Raw genomic sequence first — 20,459 nt, 5'->3', positions numbered from 1 at the left:
TGCGTGGCACAGTGGGCGCCATGGCGAGCGAGGGACGTCGGTGCATCATGCACCTCGACCTCGACGCGTTCTTCGCCGCCGTCGAGCAGCGCGACAAGCCCTCGCTGCGGGGCCGCCCGGTCATCGTCGGCGGTCTCGGCGGCCGGGGCGTGGTCGCCACGGCGTCGTACGAGGCGCGCCGTTACGGCGCCCGCTCCGCGATGCCCACCATCGAGGCCCGGCGCCGCTGCCCGCCCGGCACGGCCTTCCTCTCCGGCCGGTTCCCGGCATACCGCGCGACGTCGGAGGTCGTCATGGGCCTCCTGCGGGAGCGGTCAGCGCTGGTCGAGCAGGTGTCGGTGGACGAGGCGTATGTCGACCTCACCCCGCCCGAGGGTCCGCTCGGCTGGGACGACGCCTACCTCGAGCGGTGGTGCCGGGACCTGCTCGCCGAGATCACCGCGGCGACCGGCGGGCTGACCGCGTCGGTCGGCCTGGCGCCGAGCAAGATGATGGCCAAGCTGGCCAGCGAGATGGACAAGCCCGCCGGCGTGACGGTGGTGCGGCCGGGTGAGGAGCTCGAGGTGCTGCACGCCCTGTCGGTGCGGGCGATCCCGGGCATCGGGCCGGCGACGGGGGCTCGCCTGCACAGCTTCGGCGTCGACACCGTCGCCGACCTAGCCCGGATGTCCGAGCCCGACCTCGTCTCGATCTTCGGCACCGCCCAGGGCAGCGCCCTGCACCGGCTCGCGCGGGCCGAGGACGACCGCCCGGTGGTCGTCGAACGGGAGGCGAAGTCGATCTCCGTGGAGGAGACCTTCGAGACCGACGTGGTCGACCGGGGTCGTCTGGAGTCCGAGCTGGGGCGCATGTCGCAGGGTCTCGCGCGGCGGCTGGAGAAGTCCGGGGTCTTCGCCCGCACCATCACGGTCAAGGCGCGTCAGCACGACTTCACCACCCAGACACGGTCGGGGACGCTGCCCTTCGCCACGGGTGACGCCGGGATCATCCTGCGCGAGGGCCGGCGGCTCCTCGGCTCCGTCGACGTCACCAGCGGGCTGCGGCTGCTCGGGCTCGGCGTGGCCGGGCTGACCGCGCACGCCCAGGAGGAGCTCACGCTGGACACGGCCTACCCCGTGGCGGGGGCCGTGGAGCTACCCGACGTGGACGGGTCGACGGTCCTCGAGGACGGGGTCGCTGAGGCGTCCTCCGGCGTCGCGGAGGAGCCGCGGGCGGTCCCAGGACGCCTGCTGTCGGGGTGGCGCACCGGGCAGGACGTGCATCACGACCAGCACGGGGCCGGCTGGGTCTGGGGCAGCGGCAGGGGTGTGGTGACGGTGCGCTTCGAGGGCCCGCGCACCGGCCCCGGGCCGGTGCGGACCTTCGCGGACGACGACCTGGCGCTGCAGCAGGCGGACCCGCCGGAGTGGCGTGACGACCCGCGCGGGCCAGGGTGACGCCGCCCCACCGGAGTGGCGAGATGCACCCTCGGAGCGTGCTAGCCTTGACGGTCGTTGCGCACTTCCCACAGGTGTCGCAGCAACACCCTTGTCCGGGTGGCGGAATGGCAGACGCGCTAGCTTGAGGTGCTAGTGCCCTTAACGGGCGTGGGGGTTCAAGTCCCCCTCCGGACACGTCGTCCTCGTGAGGACGTGAAGGCCCCCGGACCACCGGTCCGGGGGCCTTCGTCGTGCGGCTCACACCCGCAGGTGCGTCCTCCTGCGCAGGTCCTGGTGACGCAGGCGTTCCCCAGGGCACGCACGCTCCGTGCCGGCGGGGAGCGCCCGTCGGCCCCGTCCGACCCTCTCCTACGATATGAGGTGACAGTTCGGTCACGTCCGGTCGGAGGACCATGGCTCTGGGCAGCACGACCCGCCGGACCCGATGAGGTCCGCCGACCTCCGCGTCCGTTACTGGCGCATCGTCCTCTTCTTCGGGCGGGTCACGGCTGGCTTCATCTGGTGGGAGATCGTGCTGCGCCGCCTGGGTCTGCGCCGGCTGACCGAGAGAACCCGGACCGAGCGGGCGCGGCGCACGGCCGTACGGTTCCGGGCACTGGCCGTGTCCATGGGCGGCTTGATGATCAAGGTCGGCCAGTTCCTCTCCGCCCGCCTGGACGTGCTGCCGCCGGAGGTCACCCAGGAGCTGGCCGGGCTCCAGGACGAGGTGCCGGCCGAGGACGTGGCCGCCATCCGGGCCGTCGCGGCGGCCGAGCTCAACCGACCGGTGGACCAGCGCTTCGCCTGGTTCGAGGAGACGCCGCTCGCGGCGGCCTCGTTGGGACAGGTCCACCGCGCCCGGCTGCGCCCGGCCGAGGCGGAGGAGCTGGGTTTCGCGGACGTCGTGGTGAAGGTGCAGCGCCCGCACATCCAGCAGGTCATCGAGGTCGACCTGGCGGCGCTGCGGCGCGTCGGTGGCTGGATGGAGCGCTACCGGCCCATCCGGCAGCGGGCCGACGTGCGGGCCTTGGTCGAGGAGTTCGCCACCACCACCCTGCAGGAGGTCGACTATGTCGCCGAGGCGGTCAACGCGGAGACCTTCGCGGAGAACTTCGCGGACGACCCGAGGGTGGGCGTGCCCGTTGTGGTGTGGGAGCTCAGCAGCCGTCGGGTGCTGACCCTGGAGGACGTCTCGGCCATCAAGATGGCGGATACCGCTGCGATCTCCGCCGCCGGGATCGACCGCGGCGAGGTCGCCCAGGTCCTGGCGCAGACCTTCCTGCAGCAGATCTTCACCGACGCCTTCTTCCATGCCGACCCGCACCCCGGCAACCTCTTCGTCACCCCACGACGCGGCACCGGGCCGGACGCCCCGGACACCCCGGACTGGACCCTGACGTTCATCGACTTCGGCATGGTCGGCCACATCCCTGACGAGCTGCGGGCCGGTCTGCGCGAGATCCTGGTCGCGGTGGGCCTGCGGGACGCGAACCGCTTCGTCGACGGGCTGACCCGGCTGGACCTGCTGCTCCCCGGAGCCGACCTCTCGCTGATCGAGTCCGCGGCCGAGCAGGTGTTCGACCGCTTCGGCGGCCTGCGGATGGACGAGCTCCAGGAGATCCCTCCCGAGGACCTGGTGCGCTTCGGCCTGCAGTTCCGTGAGCTGCTGCGCGACCTGCCGTTCCAGGTGCCGGAGAACCTGCTCCTGCTGGGTCGCTCGATGGGCATCCTCTCTGGCATCTGCACCGGCCTGGACCCCGAGTTCGACGCCTGGGGGACGATCACCCCCTACGCGCGTCGGCTGCTGGACGAGGAACGGCAGGGACTGCCTCGGACCGTGGCCGAGGAGGCCATGGCCCTCGGCCGACTCGCGCTGGTGCTGCCGGGCCGGGCGGACCGGGTCCTCACCCAGGCGGAGCGGGGCGAGCTGGTGGTCCGGACCCCCACCCTGAACGCCCAGGTGGCGCGGGTGGAGCGGTCGGTGGCACGGCTGACCTCGGTGCTGGTCTTCGCCGCCCTGCTGCTGTCCGGGGCCGTCCTGCACTCCTCGGACGAGGTGCTCGGTCGGCTCCTGATGGCGGCGTCGCTGCTGCCCCTCGGCTGGTCGTTCGTGAGCGGCATCCGTCGCGGGCTGTCCTGACCCAGAGGTGGCCGCAGGTGGAGCCGTAGCCTGCGACGGCCCAGACCGGGCCGGGCCACCCGAAGCGGGTGGTGCCGACCTCCTCCACCAGGGTGACGCTGTTCATGACCTGTCACCGCTCTCGAGGGGAGGACCGATGAACCCCGTCCTGGCCTTCGTCGTCGTCATGCTGGTCTGGACCGTGAGCGACCTCGTCGCGAAGAGGACCCAGTCGCTGCTGTCGTCACTGTTCGTCGCCTCGATCATCTTCCTGGTGGGCTTCCTCACCGACATCTTCCCCGAGGACCTGCTCACCAGCTCCTCGCTGCTCGGGCTGGCTGGGGTGGTGGTCGGCTTCATCATCGTGCACCTCGGCACGATGATCAGCCTCGAGGACTTCACCAAGCAGTGGAAGACGTTCCTCGTCGGGGTGGCCACGGTGCTGGGGATCGGGGTGTCCCTGCTGGTCGCGGGTCTCGTCTTCGGCCCCCGGATCAGCGGCACCGCCGCGGACGGGTATGCCCAGGCTCTCGACTTCATCGTCGCCGGCACCGGCTCGCTCAGCGGCGGGACCATCTCGGTGCTCATCGTGCAGGAGGCCGCCCTCGGGGTCGGGCTGACCAGCATCGCGATCTTCCCGGTCCTCATCGCCGCCCTGCAGGGGCTCGTCGGGTTCCCGCTCACCTCGCTCATCCTGCGCAAGGAGGCCGGGCGGCTGCGGGAGGAGTACCGCGCCGGTCGTCTCGCCGCGCCCGCGGTCGCGGATGAGGCCGAGGTCGCGACCTCACGCCTGCCGGCCGCGCTGCAGACCACCCCCGGCACCCTGGTGGTCGTCGGGGTCGTCGTCCTCGCCAGCCTCGGGGTCGACAACCTCACCGACGGCATCCTCAACACCTTCGTGGTGGCGCTGCTGCTCGGCATCGCGCTGCGCACCACTGGCGTCCTGCGTCCCTCGGTGCTCTCCGGCATCGACGCGCTCGGCCTGATGATGCTGGCCATCATGATCCTCGTCTTCGCCCCGCTGGCGACGGTCGAGCCCTCCGACGACGCGGCCCTGGCGCTCCCGCTGCTGCTGGCCTTCCTCTTCGGGGTGGTGGGGATCGCCGGTTTCGCGGCTCTGGTGGGCACGCTGGTGGGCTACAGCGTGCCGATGTCGGTGGCGATCGGCCTGACCTCGCTGTACGGCTTCCCCGGCACGATGATCCTGTCCCAGGAAGCGGCCAAGGGCGCGGGGGAGAGCCCCGAGGAGGTCGCCGCGATCGAGGGTGAGATCCTGCCGAAGATGATCGTCGCCGGGTTCTCCACGGTCACCATCACCTCGGTGGTCGTGACGAGCATCCTCGCCGGCGCCATCGGCCGCTGAGAATCACGGAGCCCTCGCGCATGGTCACCTCGACTCCGGCGGAGCGGCCCTCCCGGCTGCACCTGTGGGGGATCCGCGGCTGGCTGCTCGGTGGTGTCGCGGTGGGGGCGTCGGTCGTCGTCGCCGTCCTGGGCCAGGTCTCCGGACTGGCGGTGCCCCTGGTGATCGCCGTGGTGCTGGGCGCGTTGTTCGCACCGGCCGTCGACCTGCTGGCCCGGTACCGGGTGCCCCGGTCGGTCGGAGGGCTGCTGGTCATCACCTTCCTCGGCGGGGTGCTGACCCTGTCCGGCTGGCTGATGGTGGTCGGTGTCGCGGAGCAGGCGCCGCAGATCGGCGCGTCCATGGCGGCCGGCCTCGACGCGGTCGAGGAGTGGCTGGGGACGCGCGGCGTCCCCGTGGTCGAGGGGTCCCTGCGCGAGCAGGCCGCCGAGCTGGTCTCGGCCTCCCTCGGGGGCGCGTCCGCCTACCTCCCGGGCCTGCTCACCGGGACCGCATCCTTCGCCCTCGGCACCGCGGTCGGCACCTTCCTCGTCTACTACGTGATCACCGACTGGCACGCGCTGACCGCCTGGGTGGCCCGGCACCTGGGTCCGGACCCGGAGCTGGGGTCCGGGATCGTGCTGGACACGATCGGCGCGGTCCGCACCTACTTCGGCAGCCTGACCCTGTCCGCCCTGCTGACCGCGGTCCTCATCGGTGGCGCCGCGCTGGTGCTGGACGTGCCGCTGGCACTGACCATCGCCGTCATCACCCTGGTCACCTCCTACGTCCCCTACCTGGGGGCCATCTTCTCCGGCGCCTTCGCCACCCTCATCGCCCTGGGCGCCACCGACGCCCGCACCGCGCTGCTCATGCTGCTGGTCGTGCTCGTCGTGCAGAACGTGGTGCAGACGATCGTGCTGACCCGCCTCACCAGCACCGCACTCCGGCTGCATCCCATCGTCACCCTCGGGGCCACGATCGTCGGGGCGGCGCTGGCCGGTGCGCTGGGCGCGATGCTGTCCTCACCCGCGGTCGCCGTCTGGGTGCTCGTCCTGGGACGGCTACGGCGCTACGAGGAACAGGCTCAGGAACGCCGGACCGGCGGTGCGTAGAGCAAGGGCCACGGCGCGAGCGCCGCCAGCAGCAGCATCACCAGGGTCAGCGTCACCGGGCTCATGGCTGCCCGGCGTCGAAGCCCGTCGCCAGCTCCACCAGCAGTCGCGCACCGAATCCGGTCGGCCCCTTCGGCAGCCACCGGGTGCCGGCCTCGACCTGCGCCGTCCCGGCGATGTCGATGTGCACCCAGGGGTGCCGTCGACGAAGTGCTCGAGGTACAGCCCGGCCGTGATGGAACCGGCATACGGGCCACCGAGGTTGGTCATGTCGGCGACGGTGGAGTCCAGCTGTGAGCGGTAGCGGCGGATGAGCGGCAGCTCCCAGACGGGTTCGTCGGTCGCCTCGCCCGCGGACCGGACCAGGTCCACCAGCCGCGGGGAGTTCCCGAGCACGCGGGCGACCTCGGTGCCGAGCGCGCGCAGGCACGCCCCGGTCAGGGTGGCGATGTCGACGATGGCGTCCACCCCGTCCTCCACGCACAGCGCCAGGGCGTCGCACATGACCAGCCGCCCCTCGGCGTCGGTGTTCATCACCTCGACGGTGGTGCCGTTGCGGGTGACGAGCACGTCCCCGAGCTGGACGGCCGACCCCGAGGGCATGTTGTCCGTGCACATCAGGTATGCCGTCACCCGGCTCCGGCAGCCGACCTCACGCAGCGCCGTCATCGCCGCCAGCACGGCCCCCGCGCCCGACATGTCGTTCTTCATCTGGGAGTGCGAGGCGTCGCTGGGCTTGAGGTTGATCCCCCCGGGGTCGTACATGTGCCCTTGCCGACGAGACCGAGGTGGCCCTCGGACCCACCGCCCTCGGGCACGTACGACAACCGGATCATCCTGGGCGGCTGGACGCTTCCCCGGTTCACCCCGAGCAGGCCCCCGCAGCCCATCTCCTGCAGCTCTTCCGTGCCGGACACCTCCACCTCCAGGCCGGCGCCCGGACCCAGGGCCAGGGCCAGGTCGGCCATCGCGGTGGCGGTGAGCATCCCTGCCGGGCAGGTGGCCAGGTCACGGCTCAGCATCGCCACCCGGGCCATCAGCCGGCCACGGTCGGCACCCTCGCGGACCGCGGCCTCCTCGCCGGCCGGTGCCACGAGGGTCAGCGTGGCGACGTCGACCACCTCGGTCGCGCTGCTGCGCAGGCTGAACCGGTAGCGCGCGAGCAGCACCCCCTCGACGACCGCCGCTGCGGCAGCAGCCGGGCCGAGGCGTTCCGACACCGGGACCCGCGTCGCCAGCTGGGCGTCGAAGGGCACCGCCGAGGCGAAGGCCGCGGCCGCGTCCCGGACGCCGGCCGCGTCCAGCTCGTCGAGATCGCCCACCCCCACGGCGACAGGGACGGGCATACCGCCACCCGGGAACGGCAGCGCGTGTCCGACCGTGGGCCGGAACCCGGCCCGGCGCAGGCCCTCGTGGTCCACCCCCAGGAGCGGTGGCACCGGGTGCGTGCTGGTGACCGGCACGCTGACGGCCTCGATGCCGTCGAGCGGGTCGTCGTGGGCCACCACCCGGACCTGGACGGGATGCTGCAGGGAGGGGGCGACGGCGCTCACGCCGGTGAGGGTGTCCATGATGGCCAGCGTCCTCCGCCCCGCAGCAGCGGTGCCTACCCGTTTCGGGTGGTCCGCGGCGGCCGGGACCTGGTCAGCATGGGGCCGCGAGGGTAAGGTGCCCGCCGCCCGGCGGCGCAGCGTCCTGGGCGATCCGTCCTGAGTGCCGCCGGTCACACTCCGAACACGGACGCCACGTCATCACCGTCGACAGCGCGAGCACGCACGCCGTTGTCGCCCGCCCACGTCCGAGCCCTGCCCTGGCCGTGGTCCAGACGTGGCTCAGCCTGCAGAGCGGGGGTCGAGCGGCAGCCAGGCGAGGACCTCCTGGATCACCTCGTCCCAGTAGGCCCAGGTGTGGTCGGCGGGTGCGTAGCTCTCGGTGACGTCGAGGCCGCGTGCCCGGGCCTGCGCGACGAACCGCTCGGAGTGCCCCAGCAGGACGTCCTGGGTCCCGGAGGCCACGAACAGCTGCGGCAGCGCGTCGACCTCGGCCTCGGCGAGGAGGTGGAGGAGGTCGCCCGGGGTGCCCGTGACCGGCTCGTCGCCCAGCACGAGCCGCAGCGTCTCGTCGCGGTCGCCTCGGCGCACGAGGTCCCCCAGGTCGAGCGCGCCCGACAGCGAGGCGGCGGCGGCGAACCGCCCGGGCTGGCGCAGCGCCAGCTGCAGCGCGCCGTAGCCGCCCATCGAGAGCCCGGCCACGAAGGTCCGTTCGCGCGCGGTCGACACCCGGAAGAGCCGGGCGACGATCTCCGGCAGCTCCTCGGAGACGAAGGTCCAGTAGCGCCCGCCGTGCCGCATGTCGGTGTAGAAGCTGCGGTGCACCGCGGGCATGACGACCGCCAGCCCGAGCGCCTCGGCATACCGCTCGATCGAGGTGCGTCGCGACCAGATGGTGTCGTCGTCGCTCAGCCCGTGCAGGAGGTAGAGCACCGGCGGCGGCTCGTCCGAGGGTGGCGGCTCGTCGGTGCCGATCCGGGTCTGCACCCGTTGCGGCAGGACCACCGTCATCGAGGTCGACAGCTCGAGCGCGTCGGAGAAGAAGTCGCACCGGATGAGGGCCATGGGTGTCTCCTGGGTCTGGATCTGGTCCGGGTCTGGATCTGGGTCGGGGTATGCCGAGGGGTCAGGTCCGAGGGTAGGCGCCGGTCAGGTCTGGACGACCGCACCGAGGGACTCGGCCACGGCGAGCGCGCCGGCCAGGTCCAGGATGGTGCCGCGCAGGGCCGCGTCGGACAGGTCGGCGCCGCCGAGGCTCGCCCCGCGCAGGTCGGCACCCTCGGCGCGGACACCCCGCAGGACCGCGCCGGACAGGTCGGCGCCCTCCAGCGAGGCCTTGCGCAGGTCGGCACCGGCCAGGTCGGCCTCGGTCAGGCGCAGCCGTGAGAGGTCCTGGTCGCGCAGGTCGGCGCCCCGCAGCGACACGCCCCACCACGACCCGCCGGTCACGGTGATCGGGCGGAGGTCGCAGCCGGAGAAGCTGCTGCCGTCGAACCGGCAGCCCTCGAGGGTGGCGTCGAAGAAGGAGGTGTCGGTGAAGGTGCAGGCGGTGAACGCGGTCTGCCGGTGGACCGACGCGTTGAGCCGGCAGCGGTCGAAGGTGCAGCCGACGAAGCGGCAGCCGGAGGTCACCGCCTCGGTCAGGTCGACCTCGCGGAAGAGACAGTCCGTCCACGCCCGGCCGGTGAGCTCGACGGCATACCAGTCCTCGTCGAGGACGGTCTCACCCACGACCTCGGGGTTGCCGGCGCTCACGACAACGGCTGGCAGTCGTTGCCGCACCCCGTCGCCGAGGGCGGGGAGCCGGGGCGCGGGCGCCGGTGCAGCACGGCGTGGCTGGGCTCGACGTGGAGCTCCTCGCCGACCAGGCTGGCCTCGCCGTCCACGACCAGGGCGTAGCCACCCGGCTCGGCGGGGGGCAGCAGCAGCGTGACGGCGGGTCGCTGGGGGACCACGCGACGCGCCGTGCGCCCCGGGGTCGACAGGACCACCACGTCGCCGCGCATCGACACCTCGACCTCGCCGACGTGCGGCCGCCCGTCGCCGGGCAGCAGCAGGTAGGCCGTCGGGTGCCTCGTCAGGGCCTGCTCCAGCTCGGCCAGGTCGACCACGATGCTCATGAGCCCATCATGCCCGCCTCCCCTGACACACTGTCGGCCATGGGCACGACGTCGGCACGCACCACCGGTCTGCTGCTCGCGGCGGGCGCCGGGCGGAGGTTCGGCGGCCCCAAGGCGCTGGCGACCACCGCGGGGGTGCCGTGGGTGGTGAGCTCGGCGCAGGTGCTGCTCGACGGCGGGTGCGGTGACGTCCTCGTGGTCACGGGCGCGCAGGCGCAGCAGGTCGAGAGCCGGCTCGCGGAGGCGTTCCCGGGGGACCCGAGGGTGGCGACGACCTTCTGCGGCACCTGGGAGGAGGGGATGGGGGAGTCGCTGCGAGCGGGGCTCGTGTCGCTGGTCGCGCGCGGGCGCACCGTGCCGCTGGTCGCGGTCGCGCACCTCGTCGACCTGCCGGACGTCGGTGCGGACGTCGTCGCCCGCCTCCTGGACCGGTCGGGAGCAGGACCCGCGGACCTGGCGCGGGCGGCATACCGAGGCGTGGCCGGTCACCCGGTGCTGCTCGGGCAGGACCACTGGCAGGGGGTGCTCGCGGAGGCGCGCGGCGACCAGGGGGCCCGGGCCTACCTGCGCCGCGCCCGGCCCGAGCTGGTCGAGTGCGGCGACCTCGCCCGGGGCAGCGACGTCGACCGACAGGAGGAACGGACCTGAACAGCCGTCCCCGACGGACGTCCGCCACCCTGCGCGAGCGCCGGTGCCTGGTCGGGCGAGACCTCAGTCGGCAGGCCCGGCCGGACCGCTGACCGGCGACCAGCTGCGCCGCAGCAGGCCGATCGCCTGCGGCAGGTCCAGGCCCGATGCCCGGGCGGCGCGCACGAACTCCTCGGCGGCCACCCGGCCGGGCTGCGTCGGTGCCAGCTCGTCACGCACGAGGGTGCCCCCGCGGCCGCGGGTCTCGACGTGACCCTCCTCCTCGAGCTGCCGGTAGGCCTTGGCCACCGTGTTGGTCGCGATCCCCAGGTCGGCAGCCAGCCGGCGCACCGGGGGCAGCCGGTCGCCCGGCATCAGCGCACCGTCCTGGATCCCCTGCACGACCTGGTCGACGACCTGCTCGAAGACCGTGGTGGACGAACCGGGGTCGACCGCGAAGCTGAGGCTCACGCCTGCAGGGTACGCCCGCGGCGAGGCCCCGCCGTGGACAACGACTGGCCGGTCGGCGATGCTGCCGGTATGCCGAACCCCGCCCTGGCCAGCCCGGACACCCTGCGCGCCGCCCTGGCGGAGACGGCATACCTCGCCGACGACGGGCTCGCGACGGTGACCTGGCTCGCGCACGCCCTGCAACGGCCGCTGCTGCTCGAGGGGGAGCCCGGGACCGGGAAGACGGCGCTGGCCGAGGCGATGGCGCAGCTGCAGGGCGTGCCGCTGATCCGGCTGCAGTGCTACGAGGGGATCGAGGCCAGCCAGGCGCTCTACGACTGGGACTTCCCGCGGCAGATCCTGCACCTGCGCGCCGTCGAGGCCCTGGCACGGGACACCTCGGACGGGTCCGGGGTGGGTGAGCTGGAGGCCGAGCTGTTCGACGAGCGCTTCCTGCAGGCCAGGCCCGTCCTGCAGGCGCTGCGCGCCTCGCCGTGCGTGCTGCTCGTCGACGAGATCGACCGGGCGGACGACGAGTTCGAGGCGTTCCTGCTCGAGGTGCTCTCGACCTGGTCGGTGAGCATCCCCGAGCTGGGGGTGGTGGCCGCGGACACCCCGCCCTTCGTCGTGCTCACGTCCAACCGCACCCGAGAGCTGCACGACGCGCTCAAGCGTCGCTGCCTCTACCACTGGATCGAGCACCCCGGGCTCGACCGTGAGCTGGAGATCGTCCGGGCCCGGCTGCCGGAGGTGGAGCAGACCTTGGCCCGCGAGGTGGTGACGCTGGTCCAGCAGCTGCGCGCCGACGACACCATGGTCAAGCCTCCCGGGGTGGCCGAGACGCTGGACTGGGCGCGGGCGCTGACCGCGCTCGGTCAGAGCCGTCTGGACCCCGAGGTGGCCGCCACGACGATGGGCGCCGCGGTGAAGTACCGCGAGGACGCCGAGCGGGTCCGCGTCGCCCTGGACCGCATGCTCACCCGCTGAGAGGTATGCCGTGACGCACGTCGAGGGTCGGGGCGCGGGGCCGAGGGTGGTCGAGGGGTGGGGCCCCGGGCAGACGCTGGGCGGGTTCGCCCGGGCCTGCCGGGCGGCCGGGCTCCCGGTCACCGCCGACCGGGAGCGGACCTTCCTGCGCGCCTGCGCCGCCACGGGTCTGCGGGACCGCGCGGGGGTCTACTGGGCCGGGCGGGCGACGCTGACCGCGTCGCCGGCCGACCTGGAGCCCTACGACCGGGTCTTCACCGGCTGGTTCGGCGGGCGGCCCATGCACGCGGTCAGCCGCGACGAACCGCCGGCACCCACCACCGTGCAGGCATCGCTCGAGGAGCCGACGGCGCAGGGGGAGGGGGAGACGCAGGACGACGTCGTGCGGGTCACCGCGTCGGCGCAGGAGGTCCTGCGCCACCGCGACGTCGCCGGGCTGTCGCCGGCGGACCGAGCCGCCCTGCGCCGGCAGTTCGCGACGCTCACGGTGCGCCCGCCCACCCGGCCGGCGCGGCGGCATACCCGGTCGCGGCGGGGGGAGGTCGACGGGCGGGCGACCGTCCGGGCACACCTGCGCAACCTCGGGGAGCCGACCCGGATCCGGTTGCGCGACAAGACCATCCGCCGTCGTCGGGTGGTCCTCCTCGTCGACGTGTCGGGGTCGATGAGCTCCTACGCCGACAGCCTGCTGCGCCTCGCCCACCGGATGGTGCAGGCGGCACCGCACACCACCGAGGTCTTCACCGTCGGGACGCGCCTCACCCACGTCACCCGGGCGCTGCGCGAGCGCGACCCCGACCGGGCCCTGCTCGCGGCCGGGGAGGCGGTGCCGGACTGGTCCGGCGGGACCCGCCTGGGCGAGGCCCTCGACGTCTTCCTGCGGCGGTGGGGACGTCGGGGGATGGCGCGTGGGGCCGTCGTGGTCGTGCTGAGCGACGGGTGGGAGCGCCAGGCCCCCGAGCTCCTCGGCGAGCAGCTGCGCCGGCTGCGCTCGCTGGCGCACCGGGTCGTCTGGGTCAACCCGCACCGCGGCAAGGACGGGTATGCGCCGGTGCAGGCGGGCATCGTCGCCGCCCTGCCGCACGTCGACGACCTGGTCGCCGGCCACTCGCTCGCGACCTTCCAGGAGCTGCTGGACCTGCTGGCAGAGGCCTGACTCAGCGGGTGGCGTGCTCCCGGCTCGGTGAGGTGCGCAGGCGCTGGATGCGGCCCTCCAGGCCGGGGTGCTGCTGCAGCAGGTTCCACAGCCACCCGGTGCGGCGCTTCACCACGTTGGCTTCCGCCAGGGTCTCCAGCGCAGCCGCCAGCCGGTCGGCCCCCACGGTCCGGACCGCGTAGTCGTCGGCCCGTTTCTCCAGGGCGATCCCCACGACGCCCTGGAGGACGAGCACCAGCACCGGCAGGACCGCGAGCAGCACCGTGAGCACCGCCCACAGCGGGACGGCCGCGACCACGTCCTCGAGCTGGTCGCGACCCAGCCACGCCGCCCCCAGCAGCAGGACGACCGGGAGCACGACCACCCCGGCCTTGACGAGGAGGTGGTGGCCCTTCCCGTGACCGGCCTCGTGGGCGATCACCGCTTCGAGCTCGTCGTCGCTCATGACCTGCAGCGCGTGGTCCGTGATGAAGACGTAGCGCAGCTGCGGGAGCACGCCGCTGATGGCGGCGTTGACGACCTTGCCGCCGCGGGTGTCGATGAGGCGTAGGTCCCGCACCCGCAGGTCGTGCTCCTGGAGGGCGTCGAGCAGCCTGGACCGGTGCGGCTCGGGCAGCGCGCGGGTGCGCATCATCCGGCTCATGAGCATCGGCCCCAGGACCGCGAGCAGCAGCATCACCAGCGGCAGGAAGACGAGGTAGGCACGGGTGTCCCACGCCATCGCGGCCCCACCTCCGGCGCCCACGAGGAGACCGATCAGCCCGAAGACCAAGAGGGCGCGGCCGGTCTCGCGGAACGCGCCGCCGGTGGTCTGCTCCGTCTCGCGCAGCTCGCGGTCCGCCGGCACGACGGCGAGCAGGAGCGCCGCGATCACCAGCCAGAACGGCAGCAGCGCGAGCCCGAGGCCAGCCACCGTCTGTAGCCAGGCCGGCGCGTCCGGGACGGTCAGGAGGAGCAACGTCTCTGCTCCGTCGCGGCCGCCCAGCAGCGCCCCCGCGACGACCCCGCCCATCGCGACCAGCATGGCGACCATGGCCGCGACACGGAGCCGGTGCACGCGGACGGCGGGGTCCTCCGGGCTCGCCACCTGCCGACGGGCGAACGCACGGAGGACCAGGAAGACGAGCACCGGGAGCGCCACCAGCAGGACGAGGGGGAGCGCCATCGGCCACCAGGGCTGGTTCCACGAGACGTCCTCGCCATCCAGGACGATGTCCCCGTCGTGCCGATCCACCTCCCCGACCGCCGTGGCCCATCGGGGCAGCGACAGGTGCACCTCGCCGCTGTCGGAGAGGGCGCCCCACTCCTCCGCGACGCCGGCCGACACGGTGGAGCGCAGGCCGGTCCCCTCGCCGACCAGCGTGGTCACCCGGACCCGGACCGTGTCCGGCCCGGAGTTGTCCACGACCTCGACGTCCTCGACCGGCAGGTCCCGGGCGGAGGCGTGCTCGCGCACCCGCGCCTCGGCATCGGCGTGGGAGACGTCCTCCGGGAAGACCACCGTCACCCGGTCCCGAGACCCGAGCTCGTCGTGGAGGACGACCGCACCCGGTCCGTAGTCGTCGTGCGTGGCGTGCGCCGCTCCGGCGGGGTGAAGGACCACCAGGGCCAGCGCCAGGGCGAGGGCCCGGACCACGGTGGGGAGGACGGGCGAGGGCGGGGCGGGTCGCAGGCGCGCACGGCGGTGTCTCGGCATACCGGAGAGATATCAGGTCTGACCTGCGGCGTCGCGGTCAAGCGCGCCGCCCGGGCACGCCATCCGCGCCGAGCGTCCCGGGAGAGTCGGGGAGGGCGCCGACTCCCACGGGACCTTCGCTGGGCGGGAGTGGCCGCCGAGGTCGCAGAGCGTCCCCGTATGCCCTACGGTCCTGCCCATGCACGAGGTCCACTCCGGCGGGGCCGAGCCGGGATGAGCACGCCCCGCCCCGACGCGGAGGACGACGACGCGCCCCCGCCCGGCGCGGGGGACAACGAGCGGCTCGGCCGCACGGAGACCACCGACGAGCGGATGGACCGCAACTTCGTCGACCTCCTGCAGGAGCTGCGGGTGCTGCAGACCGGCACCCAGATCCTCGCCGGGTTCCTGCTCACCCTGCCTTTCCAGGCGAGGTTCGCCGACCTGGGCGCCTACCAGCGCGGCCTCTTCCTGGTGGCCGTGTGCCTGGCGGTCGCGACCACGGCTGTGCTGGTCGCGCCGGTCAGTGCGCACCGTGTGCTCTTCCGGCACCACCTCAAGGAGCAGCTGGTCCTGGTCTCGCACCGGCTCACGCGCGTGGGTCTGGTGCTCATGGGTCTGACCATGGCCACGGTGCTGTGTCTCGTCGTCAGCATCGTCGTCGGGGACGTCGCCGGCGTGGTCGCCGCCCTCGTGGCCGTCGCTCTCTTCGGCGGGGTCTGGGGCGCGGTGCCCTACGCCGTGCGTCGCGCAGCGGGCGGGCGCAGCTGATGCCGGCGGCCCGGATCGTGGCACGATCAGCACATGCGTGACGTCCTGGACCGGCTGCTCCCGTGGTGGGAGGACGACGAGCAGGTCGCGCTCGCCACCGTGGTGGGCACCTGGAAGTCGGCGCCGCGCCAGCCGGGTGCGGCCATGCTCGTCGGGGTGGACGGGGAGGCGGTCGGCTCGGTGTCCGGCGGATGCGTGGAGGGCGCGGTCTACGAGCTGGGCCAGGAGGTCATGGCCACCGGGACACCCGTGCTGCAGCGCTACGGCGTGTCCGACGACGAGGCGATGGGGGTCGGGCTCACCTGCGGCGGGATCCTCGACATCTACGTCGAGCGGGTCTCCCGCGCGGACTTCCCCGAGCTGGGGGACATCACGGCCGACATCGCGGCCGGCCGCCCGGTCGCGGTGGCCACCGTCGTCGCCCACCCTGACGGGACGCACCTGGGCCGGCGGCTCGTGGTCCGCCCCGAGCCGGAGCCGGTGGTGGGCAGCCTGGGCAGCTCCCGCGCGGACGCCGCCGTCGTCGACGACGCCCGCGGCATGCTGGCGCAGGGCCGGACGGCCACGCTCGAGTACGGCCCCGACGGCGAGCGCCGCGGCGAGGGCATGCGGGTCTTCGTCGCCTCCTACGCACCGCGACCCCGGATGCTCGTCTTCGGGGCCATCGACTTCGCGTCCGCGGTCGCCCGGATGGGCAGCTTCCTCGGCTACCGCGTCACGGTGTGCGACGCGCGGCCCGTCTTCGCGACCCGCAGCCGCTTCCCGGACGCCGACGAGGTCGTCGTCTCCTGGCCGCACCGGTATGTGGAGGCGCAGGTCGCCCAGGACGCCCTCGACGCGCGCACGGTCGCCTGCGTCCTCACCCACGACCCGAAGTTCGACGTCCCCCTGCTCGAGGTCCTGCTGGGCGAGGACGCGCCGGACCTCGCCTACATCGGTGCCATGGGCTCGCGCCGCACCCACGAGGACCGCCTGGCCCGGCTGCGGGAGGTCGGGCTGGGGGAGGACCAGCTCGCCCGGCTGCGCAGCCCGATCGGCCTGGACCTGGGAGCCCGCACCCCGGAGGAGACCGCGGTGAGCATCGCCAGCGAGATCATCGCGCTGCGCTGGGGCGGGCGTGGCGAGCCGTTGCGCGAGACCGAGGGCGCGATCCACCGACACCAGGGCTGAGGCGCCCGAGCGCACCGCCTGACCTCCTCGTATCGGTTGCGCGGCACCCCCCGCCACGGCAGGATCAGCAGGGACAACGATGTCCCCTCATCCTCCGGACGGAGAGCCGTATGAAGATCACCGTGACCGTGGACGGCACCACCTACACCGACGAGGTCGAGCCCCGCACCCTGCTCGTCTACCACCTGCGCGAGACGCTCGGCAAGACCGGCACCGTCGTCGGCTGCGACACCAGCAACTGCGGCGCCTGCACGGTGCTCATGGACGGGCGCAGCGTGAAGTCCTGCAACGTGCTCGCCGTCCAGGCCGACGGTCGCGAGGTGACCACCATCGAGGGGCTCGCCGACGGTGAGACGCTCACCCCGGTGCAGGAGGCCTTCCGCGACTGCCACGCCCTGCAGTGCGGCTTCTGCACACCGGGCATGATCATGCAGGCCACCGACCTGCTCAGCAGCAACCCGAGTCCCACCGAGGACGAGGTCCGGCACGGCATGGAGGGCAACCTCTGCCGGTGCACGGGCTACCACAACATCGTCAAGGCGGTCCTGCAGGCCTCGGGCCAGTCCGCCACCAGCGGAGGTGAGCAGTCGTGACCGCCGTCGACGACCGGCCCCAGGCAGCGTCCACGCACGAGGTCGGCCGTGACCGGAGGCGCAAGGAGGACCAGCGCCTCATCACCGGTCGGACGAAGTGGACCGACAACCACGTGCTGCCGGGCATGCTGCACCTGGCCATGGTGCGCAGCCCGCTGGCGCACGCCCGCATCACGGGCATCGACACGACCGCCGCCCGGCAGGCGCCGGGCGTCATCGCGGTCCTCACCGGTGAGGACGTCAAGGACCTGCAGGGCTCGCTGCCCTGCGCCTGGCCCATCACCGAGGACCAGAAGGCGCCGCCGCACCCGGCGATCGCCGTGGACCGCGTGGCCTTCTCCGGGGAGGTCGTCGCCGTCGTGGCCGCGCGCTCCTCCGCCGCGGCCCGCGACGCCGCCGAGCTGGTCGACGTCGACTACGAGGACCTGCCGGCGGCCCTGGACCTGCGGGCCTCCGCGAAGGACGACATCCTCGCCCACCCCGACCTCGGCACCAACCGCTCGGCCACCTGGGTCTTCGACTCCGCCGAGGCGGGCACCGGGTCCAGCGTCGAGGACGCCATCGCCGCGGCCGACGTCGTGGTCGAGCGCGAGTTCCGCCAGCAGCGGCTCATCCCCGCCTTCATGGAGCCCCGCTCCACGGTGGTGGACCCGACCGGCGAGCAGTTCGTCATGTGGTCGGCCACCCAGGTGCCGCACATCCTGCGCCTCATGCTGGCCATGACCCTGGGCGTCGACGAGGGCAAGATCCGCGTCATCGCCCCGGACGTCGGCGGCGGTTTCGGCGGCAAGCTGCAGGTCACCCCGGAGGAGATCATCACCTTCCTGGTGGCACGGCATACCGGCAAGCCGTGCAAGTGGACCGAGACCCGCAGCGAGTCGCTGCTCTCGGCGCACCACGGCCGAGACCAGTGGCAGAAGCTCACCCTGGCGGCCCAGGCCGACGGCACCGTCACCGGGCTGAAGGTCGAGCTGCTCGCCGACATGGGCGCCTACCTCGGGCTGGTCACGCCGGGCGTGCCGATCCTCGGGGCGTTCATGTACAACTCCATCTACAAGTTCCCCGCCTACCACTTCTCCTGCACCAACGTCTTCACCAACAAGACGTGGACCGACGCCTACCGCGGCGCCGGCCGCCCGGAGGCGACCTTCGCCATCGAGCGGATCATGGACGAGCTCGCCCTGGAGCTGGGGCGCGACCCGATGGAGGTGCGCGAGCAGAACTGGATCACCCACGAGGAGTTCCCGTTCACCACCGTCTGCGGGCTGGAGTACGACTCGGGCAACTACGAGGCCGCCACCGAGCGGGCCAAGGAGCTCTTCGGGTATGACGAGCTGCGGGCCGAGCAGCAGCGGCGCCGGGAGAGCGGCGACCGGGTGCAGCTGGGCCTGGGCATCTCCACCTTCACCGAGATGTGCGGGCTGGCACCCTCCCGGGTCCTCGGCTCGCTCAACTACGGCGCGGGTGGCTGGGAGCACGCCTCGGTCCGGATGCTGCCCACCGGCAAGGTCGAGGTCATCACCGGCTCCTCGGCGCACGGCCAGGGCCACGAGACGGCCTGGAGCCAGATCGTGGCCGACCAGCTGGGCGTGCCCTTCGAGGACGTCGAGGTGCTCCACGGCGACACCCAGATCAGCCACAAGGGCCTGGACACCTACGGCTCGCGCTCGCTGGTGGTCGGCGGCCAGGCGGTCATCAACGCGGCCAAGAAGGTCATCGAGAAGGCGCGGCCGCTCGCGGCCTACCAGCTCGAGGCCAACCCGGACGACCTGGAGTTCCGCGACGGGAAGTTCACCGTCAAGGGCGCCGGCGCCGACCAGGAGGGTGTCGGGCTCGCCGGCCTGGCACTCGCGGTCTTCGCCGCCCACGACCTGCCCGAGGGGATGGAGCCGAGCCTGGACGCCGACGCGACCTTCGACCCGGTGAACTTCTCCTTCCCGCACGGCACCCACCTGTGCGCGATGGAGGTCGACACCGAGACCGGTGCCACGACGATGCGCTCCTACGTCTGCGTCGACGACATCGGCAACGTCGTCAACCCGCTCATCGTCGAGGGGCAGGTGCACGGCGGGCTGGTCCAGGGCATCGCCCAGGCGCTGTGGGAGGAGGCGGTCTACGACGACCAGGGCACGCTGGTGTCCGGCTCGTTCGTCGACTACACGCTCCCGACCACCGCGGACACGATCAACTTCGTCACCGACCGGACCACCTCACCGGCCACCTCCAACGACCTCGGGGTCAAGGGGGTCGGCGAGGCCGGCTGCATCGCGTCGACCCCGGCCGTCGTCAACGCGGTCCTCGACGCGATCCGGCAGTTCGGCGTCAAGGACATCGTCATGCCCTGCACCCCGGAACGCGTGTGGCGGGCCATCCAGGACGGCACCGCCGGGGCCATGAGCGAGACGGCGGGGGCGGCCGCGGGCCACTTCGCCGAGGGTGAGCCCAACCAGGACCCACCCGGAGCCGGGGCGGCACCCGCCGCCGGCACGACCCAGGAAGGCGGCCAGGCATGATCCCCCCGGAGTTCGACTACGCCGCCCCGGCCACGGTGGCCGAGGCGCTGGAGCTGCTCGCCGAGCACGGCGACGAGGCCAAGGTCCTCTCCGGCGGGCAGTCGCTGCTGCCGGTCCTGCGGATGCGGCTCAACGCGCCGGGCATCATCGTCGACATCTCCCGCATCGAGGAGCTCAAGGGCGTCACCGAGGTCGGTGACGCGATCCGCATCGGTGCGGGCGCGACCTACCAGGACGTCCTCGACTCCGCGCTCGTCCAGGAGCACCTCGCGCTGCTGCACACCGCGCTCAAGGAGGTCGCCGACGAGCAGATCCGGCACCGGGGCACCGTCTGCGGGGCCCTGGCGCACGCCGACCCCGCCGGCGACGTGGGCGCCCCGGTGCTGGCGCTGGAGGGTCGCATGGTCATCCAGGGCCCGGACGGCGAGCGGACGGTGGACGGCGCGGACTTCTTCGTCGACCTCTTCGAGACCGCCGTCGGCGAGGGCGAGCTGCTCACCGCCGTGGAGATCCCCAAGCACACCGGCTGGGGCGCTCGCTACGAGAAGTTCGTGCGGGTCTCCCACCAGTGGGCGATCATCGGCATCGCCGCCGCGGTGCGCACCGAGGGCGGCACCATCGCCGAGGCCCGGGTGGGCCTGACCAACATGGGCTCGACCCCGCTGCGGGCGCGTGCCGTCGAGGAGGCGTTGGTGGGTCAGGAGGCCACCGAGGAGGCCGTCGCGCAGGCGTGCGCCCAGGTCGCCGAGGGCACCGACCCGCCGTCGGACCTCAACGGGCAGGCGGACTACCGCAAGCACGTCGCCGGGGTGCTGACCCGGCGGGCCGTGCTCGCGGCGGCAGGAGCCTGACC

At 73.2% G+C, this 20,459-nt stretch carries 17 protein-coding genes, 1 tRNA gene and 1 pseudogene; 13 read left to right on the top strand and 6 right to left on the bottom strand.

Annotation, left to right across the window (positions count from 1 at the left end; genetic code table 11):
- Positions 1-20: 20 nt before the first annotated feature.
- From Q0795_RS02975 to Q0795_RS02955, 5 genes are all read left to right on the top strand, one after another.
- Complete coding sequence (locus Q0795_RS02975; protein ID WP_298886268.1) at positions 21-1,436, top strand: DNA polymerase IV; 1,416 nt, start codon at positions 21-23, stop codon at positions 1,434-1,436.
- A 93-nt stretch (positions 1,437-1,529) separates the two neighbouring features.
- Positions 1,530-1,613: transfer RNA gene (locus Q0795_RS02970), tRNA-Leu, on the top strand.
- 250 nt (positions 1,614-1,863) lie between these two features.
- Positions 1,864-3,558 carry an AarF/UbiB family protein gene (locus Q0795_RS02965; RefSeq protein ID WP_298886267.1) on the top strand — a complete coding sequence of 565 codons (1,695 nt, stop codon included), beginning with the start codon at positions 1,864-1,866 and terminating at the stop codon, positions 3,556-3,558.
- Positions 3,559-3,694: 136 nt separating this feature from the next.
- Positions 3,695-4,900, top strand: coding sequence for a hypothetical protein (locus tag Q0795_RS02960; RefSeq protein WP_298886265.1), 1,206 nt, complete (start codon positions 3,695-3,697; stop codon positions 4,898-4,900).
- Between the two features lie 20 nt (positions 4,901-4,920).
- Positions 4,921-5,994 carry an AI-2E family transporter gene (locus tag Q0795_RS02955; protein ID WP_298886263.1) on the top strand — a complete coding sequence of 358 codons (1,074 nt, stop codon included), beginning with the start codon at positions 4,921-4,923 and terminating at the stop codon, positions 5,992-5,994.
- Here the strand turns inward: Q0795_RS02955 and Q0795_RS02950 are convergent.
- The 4 genes and pseudogenes from Q0795_RS02950 to Q0795_RS02935 all read right to left on the bottom strand — a co-directional run bounded on the left by Q0795_RS02950 (position 5,944) and on the right by Q0795_RS02935 (position 9,664).
- Positions 5,944-6,962, bottom strand: a pseudogene (locus tag Q0795_RS02950) (M17 family metallopeptidase). The gene Q0795_RS02955 and the pseudogene Q0795_RS02950 overlap by 51 nt on opposite strands.
- A gap of 864 nt (positions 6,963-7,826) precedes the next feature.
- On the bottom strand, positions 7,827-8,609 hold the full coding sequence (locus Q0795_RS02945) for an alpha/beta hydrolase family protein (RefSeq protein WP_298886260.1): 783 nt from the start codon (positions 8,607-8,609) through the stop codon (positions 7,827-7,829).
- Positions 8,610-8,693: 84 nt separating this feature from the next.
- Positions 8,694-9,299: a pentapeptide repeat-containing protein gene (locus Q0795_RS02940; RefSeq protein ID WP_298886258.1), complete on the bottom strand. Its 606-nt coding sequence runs from the start codon at positions 9,297-9,299 to the stop codon at positions 8,694-8,696.
- Positions 9,296-9,664 (bottom strand): hypothetical protein, encoded by a 369-nt coding sequence (locus tag Q0795_RS02935; protein ID WP_298886257.1) that lies wholly within the window; start codon positions 9,662-9,664, stop codon positions 9,296-9,298. Before Q0795_RS02935 ends, Q0795_RS02940 begins: the two co-directional genes overlap by 4 nt.
- 39 nt (positions 9,665-9,703) lie before the next feature.
- Here Q0795_RS02935 and Q0795_RS02930 point away from each other — a divergent pair, with 39 nt between their 5' ends.
- Positions 9,704-10,312: a nucleotidyltransferase family protein gene (locus Q0795_RS02930; protein ID WP_298886255.1), complete on the top strand. Its 609-nt coding sequence runs from the start codon at positions 9,704-9,706 to the stop codon at positions 10,310-10,312.
- Between the two features lie 63 nt (positions 10,313-10,375).
- On the opposite strand, the gene Q0795_RS02925 is transcribed toward Q0795_RS02930, so the two are convergent.
- Positions 10,376-10,762 (bottom strand): GntR family transcriptional regulator, encoded by a 387-nt coding sequence (locus tag Q0795_RS02925; RefSeq protein ID WP_298886253.1) that lies wholly within the window; start codon positions 10,760-10,762, stop codon positions 10,376-10,378.
- Between the two features lie 69 nt (positions 10,763-10,831).
- Here Q0795_RS02925 and Q0795_RS02920 point away from each other — a divergent pair, with 69 nt between their 5' ends.
- Positions 10,832-11,728 carry a MoxR family ATPase gene (locus tag Q0795_RS02920; RefSeq protein WP_298886251.1) on the top strand — a complete coding sequence of 299 codons (897 nt, stop codon included), beginning with the start codon at positions 10,832-10,834 and terminating at the stop codon, positions 11,726-11,728.
- Positions 11,729-11,738: 10 nt separating this feature from the next.
- Positions 11,739-12,884, top strand: a complete 1,146-nt coding sequence (locus tag Q0795_RS02915) for a VWA domain-containing protein (RefSeq protein WP_298886249.1) — start codon at positions 11,739-11,741, stop codon at positions 12,882-12,884.
- Position 12,885: 1 nt separating this feature from the next.
- Here the strand turns inward: Q0795_RS02915 and Q0795_RS02910 are convergent, their stop codons facing one another.
- On the bottom strand, positions 12,886-14,580 hold the full coding sequence (locus tag Q0795_RS02910) for a M48 family metalloprotease (RefSeq protein WP_298886246.1): 1,695 nt from the start codon (positions 14,578-14,580) through the stop codon (positions 12,886-12,888).
- A gap of 213 nt (positions 14,581-14,793) precedes the next feature.
- On the opposite strand from Q0795_RS02910, the gene Q0795_RS02905 reads away from it, so the two are divergent.
- From Q0795_RS02905 to Q0795_RS02885, 5 genes are all read left to right on the top strand, one after another.
- On the top strand, positions 14,794-15,330 hold the full coding sequence (locus tag Q0795_RS02905; RefSeq protein ID WP_298886243.1) for a DUF6328 family protein: 537 nt from the start codon (positions 14,794-14,796) through the stop codon (positions 15,328-15,330).
- Between the two features lie 33 nt (positions 15,331-15,363).
- A complete protein-coding gene (locus tag Q0795_RS02900) occupies positions 15,364-16,500 on the top strand; it encodes an XdhC/CoxI family protein (protein ID WP_298886240.1) in 1,137 nt (378 codons plus the stop codon).
- Between the two features lie 110 nt (positions 16,501-16,610).
- The gene (locus Q0795_RS02895) at positions 16,611-17,093 is read left to right on the top strand and encodes a (2Fe-2S)-binding protein (protein ID WP_298886237.1); all 483 of its coding nucleotides are present in this window, start codon (positions 16,611-16,613) and stop codon (positions 17,091-17,093) included.
- A complete protein-coding gene (locus tag Q0795_RS02890; protein ID WP_298886234.1) occupies positions 17,090-19,606 on the top strand; it encodes a xanthine dehydrogenase family protein molybdopterin-binding subunit in 2,517 nt (838 codons plus the stop codon). Before Q0795_RS02895 ends, Q0795_RS02890 begins: the two co-directional genes overlap by 4 nt.
- The gene (locus tag Q0795_RS02885) at positions 19,603-20,457 is read left to right on the top strand and encodes a xanthine dehydrogenase family protein subunit M (RefSeq protein WP_298886231.1); all 855 of its coding nucleotides are present in this window, start codon (positions 19,603-19,605) and stop codon (positions 20,455-20,457) included. Before Q0795_RS02890 ends, Q0795_RS02885 begins: the two co-directional genes overlap by 4 nt.
- Positions 20,458-20,459 lie beyond the last annotated feature (2 nt).

It is taken from the genome of uncultured Serinicoccus sp. (assembly GCF_947487915.1).
Classification (GTDB): domain Bacteria; phylum Actinomycetota; class Actinomycetes; order Actinomycetales; family Dermatophilaceae; genus Ornithinicoccus.
The sequence above is the reverse complement of the archived record's forward strand: the minus strand, read 5'-3'. Positions and strand labels throughout refer to the sequence as shown.